This is a genomic window from Motilimonas eburnea, assembly GCF_021295345.1.
GTDB lineage: Bacteria > Pseudomonadota > Gammaproteobacteria > Enterobacterales > CBDFNC01 > Motilimonas > Motilimonas eburnea.
On sequence record NZ_JAIMJB010000027.1, the window covers coordinates 43,889 to 49,888 of the forward strand.

Below are 6,000 nucleotides of genomic sequence, written 5' to 3' on the forward strand. Positions count from 1 at the left end.
CGCAGTCATGCGACGATAATCATCAGCATTCAATCGCACCATCATTGGTGCTCCCACAACAAATTTAAGCTTGTGCAGTTAAACCTTGTGGAAGCCCCAACCCTGTGGAAGCCGCAGTAATGCGCGATAAAAGCAATACCTACAGCTCAATGGCTCAGCAAAAAGTCCAGATGACTCGAACTAAAAATAGTGCCATAGTATTTGCTATCAGATACTAAAAGCTTAAGGTTAGACTTTGTAATGGCGCTAAAATCTTTACTAGCCGATCCTGTTATCAACGCCGTCGCGACACTCGCAGCCAGCCATTCCGACGTCGCCGTATTATGGCTATATGGTTCAAGGGCAACCAATCGTGCTCATGCTCAAAGTGATTATGATCTTGCCATCGCATTTAACAACTTCAAATTATCTCATTTCGATAAATACATCAGGCCCAATGAACTCGCCTTGCAATGGAGTGAACAGCTAGGGCTTCCCTCTGATAAACTAAGTATTGTTGACATTAATCAGGTGCCCATTTATTTAGCTTATAGCATCGTGGATAGCGGCACGATTATCTACCAAGAAGACTCGTCTAGGGCCTACCACGAACAGGATAGGATTTACTCTATGTATGAATACCAAAAAAGAGTGGCTAGCTATGATTAATCTAGGGCTTCAACTGTACTTGAGCGAGGCCAAAAAACATAAATTACGATACCAGCAAGAACTGGATGAACTAAGGGAAGACCACCTTAAACAAGGGCTTAAAAGCAGAGATTACCGCGCTGCAGAGCGTTTACTGCAGGTCTATACAGAGCTTTGCATCGGCCTGGCTAAACATTGGCTCAAAGCTCAACAAGGCCAAAGTAGTGGTGAGGCTTATCAAACGTTTCAGCTACTAGCAGAACAAGGCAACATCACCACCGACGAGTTAGGTAAGTGGCGAAGAATCATAGGGATGAGAAATGGCTTAGTTCATGACTACCTCAACGTCGATCCACTCATCGTGACGGGCATTATTGAGCATAAGCACTACCAAGATTTAAGTGACTTTGCCGATAAGGCCATCACTGCATTGTTAGCCCAGTAATAACACAACCTTTAGATTAGCTTGTGGTGGAAGTCACAGCAGCCCTGTGGGAGCCGCAGTCATGCGGCGATAATCATCAACATTCAATCGCACCATCACTGGTGCTCCCACAACAACTATAAACTTGTCCAGCTAAGTCCAGTGGTAGCCTCACCCCTGTGGGACCCGCAGTCATACGGCAATAATCATCAACATTCAATCGCACCATCACTGGTGCTCCCACTACATATTTAAACTTGTACAGCATAGTCCAGTGGTAGTCACAACCCTGTGGGAGCCGCAGTCATGCGGCGATAATCATCAACATTCAATCGCACCATCACTGGTGCTCCCACAGCAGCTATAAACTTGTGCAGTTTAGTCCTGTGGTGGCCACAACCCTGTGGGAGCCGCAGTCATGCGGCGATAATTATCAGCATTCTATCGCACCATCACTTATGCTCCCACAGCAACTATAAACTTGTGCAGCTAAGTCCAGTGGAAACTACAACCCTGTGGGAGCCGCAGTCATGCGACGATAATCATCATCATTCAATCGCACCATCACTGTTGCTCCCACAACAAATATAAAATCAATCGGACCCAAACAAATCGCGGGTATAAACCTTATCGGCAACATCAGCGAGGTCTTCCACCATGCGATTAGAAACAATCACATCACAATCGGCTTTGAATTGGGCTAAGTTGCGATACACCTTGGAATGGAAAAATTCTTCTTCTTTTAGCACAGGCTCATAAACAACGACCTCGATACCCTTGGCCTTGATACGTTTCATAATGCCTTGAATACTCGATGCGCGAAAGTTATCCGACCCCGCCTTCATGATCAAACGATAAACCCCAACGCGCTGCGGCTGACGCTTGATAATCGAGTCGGCAATAAAGTCTTTACGCGTCGTATTCGAATCCACAATCGCACCAATAATGCTATTCGGCACATCGGCGTAATTCGCGCGCAGCTGCTTAGTATCTTTTGGTAAACAGTAACCACCATAGCCAAAGGAAGGATTGTTATAATGCGAGCCAATTCGAGGATCTAATCCCACCCCTTGAATGATTTGACGTGTATCTAAACCGTGAGTTTCTGCATAAGTATCTAACTCATTAAAATACGCCACGCGCATCGCTAAATAGGTATTTGAAAATAGCTTAACCGCTTCCGCTTCGGTGGAATCGGTAAACAGCACATCAATATGCTCTTTTTTCGCGCCTTCAACCAACAAATCAGCAAATACCTTAGCACGCTCACTGCGCTCACCGACAATGATCCGCGAAGGATATAAGTTGTCATATAAAGCCTTACCTTCACGCAAAAACTCGGGGGAAAAGATCAGATTGTCACAACCTAGCTCCTGTGTAATACGAGTGGTATAACCCACCGGCACCGTTGATTTGATCACCATCACGGCATCGGGATTAATCGCCATCACATCTTTAATCACGGCCTCTACCGAGGCTGTATTAAAGTAATTCGTCTCAGTGTCATAATCCGTTGGCGTGGCAATCACCACAAACTGCGCATCCGTATAAGCCGCTTGCTTATCCAAGGTGGCAGTAAAATTAAGCGCTTTATTAGCTAAAAAATCAGAAACTTCAGCGTCAACAATCGGCGACTGGCGATCGTTCAACATAACTACTTTCTCTTCGATGATATCGACCGCCACCACCTCATGGTGCTGCGCAAGAAGCATGGCATTAGACAAACCAACATAGCCTGTGCCCGCAATAGCAATTTTCATAGTGTTTCTCGATTAGCAAAAATAACAACAGAATATCATAAAACCGGTCAGCCACATCGACAAGCTTTGATTTTATTTCTACGGTTGGCTTGATGATGAGAGGGCTCGTAGATCAGAAAGGCGCATGCGCGAAGCATCGCAAGCTCTGTAATCACATAGCCAATTCTAGTAGGCAGCAGGGGGTTAAACAAAGAAGTTCAAACGCTTGCCTGTTTAGCTTTACGACGCTGAACGACCTTGTATCGACGCACTTGCCGTACTATCTTCCAAATATTCGCCAACACCAAATTGTAAACAGCAAAGATAATCATAAAAGACGTAAACATAAGCCACTCTGGGGTATCAAACATCTCACCTAAGATCCCCGCTCCCGCCATAATGATTGCAGCCAAACTAATGAAGATAAGGGTGTGTAAACGACTGTAACCAGCACGTTGAAAAATATGATGCAAATGGTCTCGATCTGGCTTAAACGGCGACAGCCCCTTCTTCATTCTGCGATACATGATCGCAGCCATGTCCATAAGGGGGATCGCGATAATATATAGCGCGGTCACAGGTGAAAAAATATCGCGGCTCGATTCAGCGCCTAGCACTAGTAACCACACAATAGTTAAGCCAATTAACATGCTGCCCGCATCACCCATAAATACTTTAGTAAAAGCGGAAAACGGCAAACTAAGGTTAAACAATAAATAACCAGAAATAGCGGCAACGAACAACAAGGGCAACATAAACCAAGGGCTGCCCGCCATATAAAACAACAAGGCTAACGACGCAAAAGCAACAATGCTCAACACCCCAGCTAGGCCATCAATCCCATCCACCATATTGAACGCATTAATACAGCCAATAACAGCAATGATAGTTACAAAAGCACCCACGATACCCAACTTAAATTCAAAGAAATACAGGATGCCACCAAAGGAAGTAAGATAAGCCTCAGCACCGAAAACCAAGATAGAAGCAATCAATACTTGTGCCACCAACCTGACTCGAACTGATAGGTCGTATCTATCATCTAACACACCTAAAAACAGAACCAAGGCGGTAGAAATTAGATAGAGGTTGAACACCTGCCCTAAATTGATAACAAAGCTAGAAACAAGCAGCACTCCGAGATAGATGGAAACGCCGCCGATAAGTGGTACTGAGCCAACATGATGTTTACGGTTGTTAGGTAAATCGACTAGGCCCACTTTATGGGCAAGGGGATGAAGGGTTTTAATACTAAAGCAAGTCAGTGCAAACACGGTTAAGCAGGCAAGCAATAAATACATGGGGTTTCACCATCAATTTTTAATCAAGGTAAATATAGCAAAACTAAACAAAAATGAGAGCAGATTGAAAAGAAAATGTGATGAGAACAATACAAGTTGGGAGAAAAACTATAGCGGGATGAAGAAGCCATTAGCACAGCAAATAGCAAGGCTAACTAATGGCTTATAGCACTTATACTGGACGAGTAAATTTGAAGTGTTTATGGAGAAACGCCGTTATCCGCCAAATATGGCTAATCACAGCAAAGTACACCCCAAAAGTGGCTAAAAAGGCAACAAACATCAAGGATTCATTTACTTGATTATAATCAGACCAAACACCTATGCCTGCCATCACACTGGCTAGACCGCATATCACCAACAAAGACATTTCTCGAGATAAGCCTAAACGCTGACAAATATGGTGCAGATGCTCACGATCAGGTTTAAAAGGGGAATGTCCCTTGCGGATTCGGCGGATCATAATGCATACCATGTCCATCAAAGGCAGCGCAATCAACCAAAGGGCGGTAACAGGGCGAATCGCCGATTTTACATCACCTTGGCTGGCCTCAATCAGCAACCAAATCACAGTAAAGCCAATAAACATGCTTCCTGCATCCCCCATAAACACCTTAAATCGCTTGCCAAGGGGAAATCCCATGTTCAGCAAAATATAGGGAATTAAAGCAGCAACCAATAAAGCACAATATACAGCTAAATCAGCATTACCATAACAATAAAACATAAAGCCAAGGGCACCGAAGGTGACCGATGCCAAGCCGCCCAATAAGCCATCAATACCATCGACCATATTAAAGGCATTAATGGCACCAATGACCCCAAATATAGTCACTAAATAACTCAGAAATAGCGGTAGCTGGATCACCTCACTGCCCATCAAGTAGCCTAAATTATCTAAGCTACGCTGGCCAATCATTATCATTGCCAACGAAATCCCTGCCTGCACCACTAAACGGATCTTAAAGCTAATATCGTAATAGTCATCAAGCGCACCGAGCACGATCAAAACCGTCGCGCAACTTAAATACAAAACAATATAAGGACTCAGGGGAGAAAACAGTAACAAGGTGAGTAACAAAGCCACGTAAATCGAGATCCCGCCAATTAATGGGATCTGCCCTGTATGATGTTTACGCTCATTGGGTTTATCAACCAAGCCAACCCGTTTCGCGACCTTTCTAAAGATAAATAAACTGATGAATGAAGCAAAAAAAACAAAAGATAAGCTCAATAACAACATGGCATCTCTACATCTGAATTAGGAGGCGAGGGTATTATCCACAAAAACGCTGGAAAAGATATGATCTTGAGTAATCTATGTGATGAGACAAACAGCCACCTGATACCAAAGCACCGTCCAACATACGTCACCCAATAACCTAATCCCAGCAGCTATTTTCTATGGAATACCCGCCAACTTACTTGTATGATCCCTAGCACTAAAACTGGACACCTCACTCTAGCGAATCCCCACAAAATATCTTTCGCTATCAAATATATAGAAACGCATCTCGTTGTGTGATCTAATTAATTTCGCCAAAAACAAACCAGATTACAACGAGATGCGTGAACTTAATATCATACACCAACAGCTACAAAATCAATGCCCTTTCATTCACAAAAAGCGACTTAATTCCCTCATTGATTCCACCCATGCATTGCTTCAAGGTGACCGTCTCACCCTTACTCAACTTGGTCGCTTCATGGCCGGTAATACATCCGCAAAGCATGCCAATAAGCGTTTTGATAGGTTGCTTGGTAATGCACTGTTGCACCGCGAGCGCATCGATATTTATCGCTGGCATGCGCAGCTAACTTGCAGTCTCAACCCCTTTCCATTTGTCCTTATCGACTGGGCTGACGTGCGTGAACAGCTGCGAATGATGACATTGCGCGCATCCATTGC

5 protein-coding genes and 1 pseudogene are annotated in these 6,000 nt (G+C 44.1%); 3 read left to right on the forward strand and 3 right to left on the reverse strand.

Translation table 11 applies throughout. The features are described 5' to 3' along the window. The first annotated feature begins 240 nt into the window (after positions 1-240). Together mntA and hepT are read left to right on the forward strand one after the other, a co-directional pair. The gene (mntA, locus tag K6Y21_RS19355; protein ID WP_233073549.1) at positions 241-648 is read left to right on the forward strand and encodes a type VII toxin-antitoxin system MntA family adenylyltransferase antitoxin; all 408 of its coding nucleotides are present in this window, start codon (positions 241-243) and stop codon (positions 646-648) included. Further along, on the forward strand, positions 614-1,072 hold the full coding sequence (gene hepT, locus K6Y21_RS19360; RefSeq protein WP_233073550.1) for a type VII toxin-antitoxin system HepT family RNase toxin: 459 nt from the start codon (positions 614-616) through the stop codon (positions 1,070-1,072). Before mntA ends, hepT begins: the two co-directional genes overlap by 35 nt. A 572-nt stretch (positions 1,073-1,644) precedes the next feature. Here hepT and K6Y21_RS19365 read toward each other — a convergent pair. The 3 genes from K6Y21_RS19365 to wecA (K6Y21_RS19375) all read right to left on the reverse strand — a co-directional run bounded on the left by K6Y21_RS19365 (position 1,645) and on the right by wecA (K6Y21_RS19375) (position 5,334). After that, complete coding sequence (locus tag K6Y21_RS19365; protein WP_233073551.1) at positions 1,645-2,811, reverse strand: nucleotide sugar dehydrogenase; 1,167 nt, start codon at positions 2,809-2,811, stop codon at positions 1,645-1,647. Positions 2,812-3,008: 197 nt separating this feature from the next. Next, entirely contained in the window at positions 3,009-4,091 is a 1,083-nt protein-coding gene (gene wecA / locus K6Y21_RS19370) for a UDP-N-acetylglucosamine--undecaprenyl-phosphate N-acetylglucosaminephosphotransferase (protein WP_233073552.1), read from the reverse strand. A gap of 172 nt (positions 4,092-4,263) precedes the next feature. Continuing rightward, positions 4,264-5,334 carry a UDP-N-acetylglucosamine--undecaprenyl-phosphate N-acetylglucosaminephosphotransferase gene (wecA, locus tag K6Y21_RS19375; RefSeq protein WP_233073553.1) on the reverse strand — a complete coding sequence of 357 codons (1,071 nt, stop codon included), beginning with the start codon at positions 5,332-5,334 and terminating at the stop codon, positions 4,264-4,266. 322 nt (positions 5,335-5,656) lie between these two features. Here wecA (K6Y21_RS19375) and K6Y21_RS19380 point away from each other — a divergent pair. Next, positions 5,657-6,000 (forward strand): annotated as a pseudogene (locus K6Y21_RS19380) (IS4 family transposase); the annotation flags it as partial.

Coding starts and splice junctions, on each gene's coding strand:
- mntA (WP_233073549.1), top strand. CDS start 241: ATGGCGCTAAAATCTTTACTAGCCGATCCTGTTATCAACGCCGTCGCG.
- hepT (WP_233073550.1), top strand. CDS start 614: ATGAATACCAAAAAAGAGTGGCTAGCTATGATTAATCTAGGGCTTCAA.
- K6Y21_RS19365 (WP_233073551.1), bottom strand. CDS start 2,811: ATGAAAATTGCTATTGCGGGCACAGGCTATGTTGGTTTGTCTAATGCC.
- wecA (WP_233073552.1), bottom strand. CDS start 4,091: ATGTATTTATTGCTTGCCTGCTTAACCGTGTTTGCACTGACTTGCTTT.
- wecA (WP_233073553.1), bottom strand. CDS start 5,334: ATGTTGTTATTGAGCTTATCTTTTGTTTTTTTTGCTTCATTCATCAGT.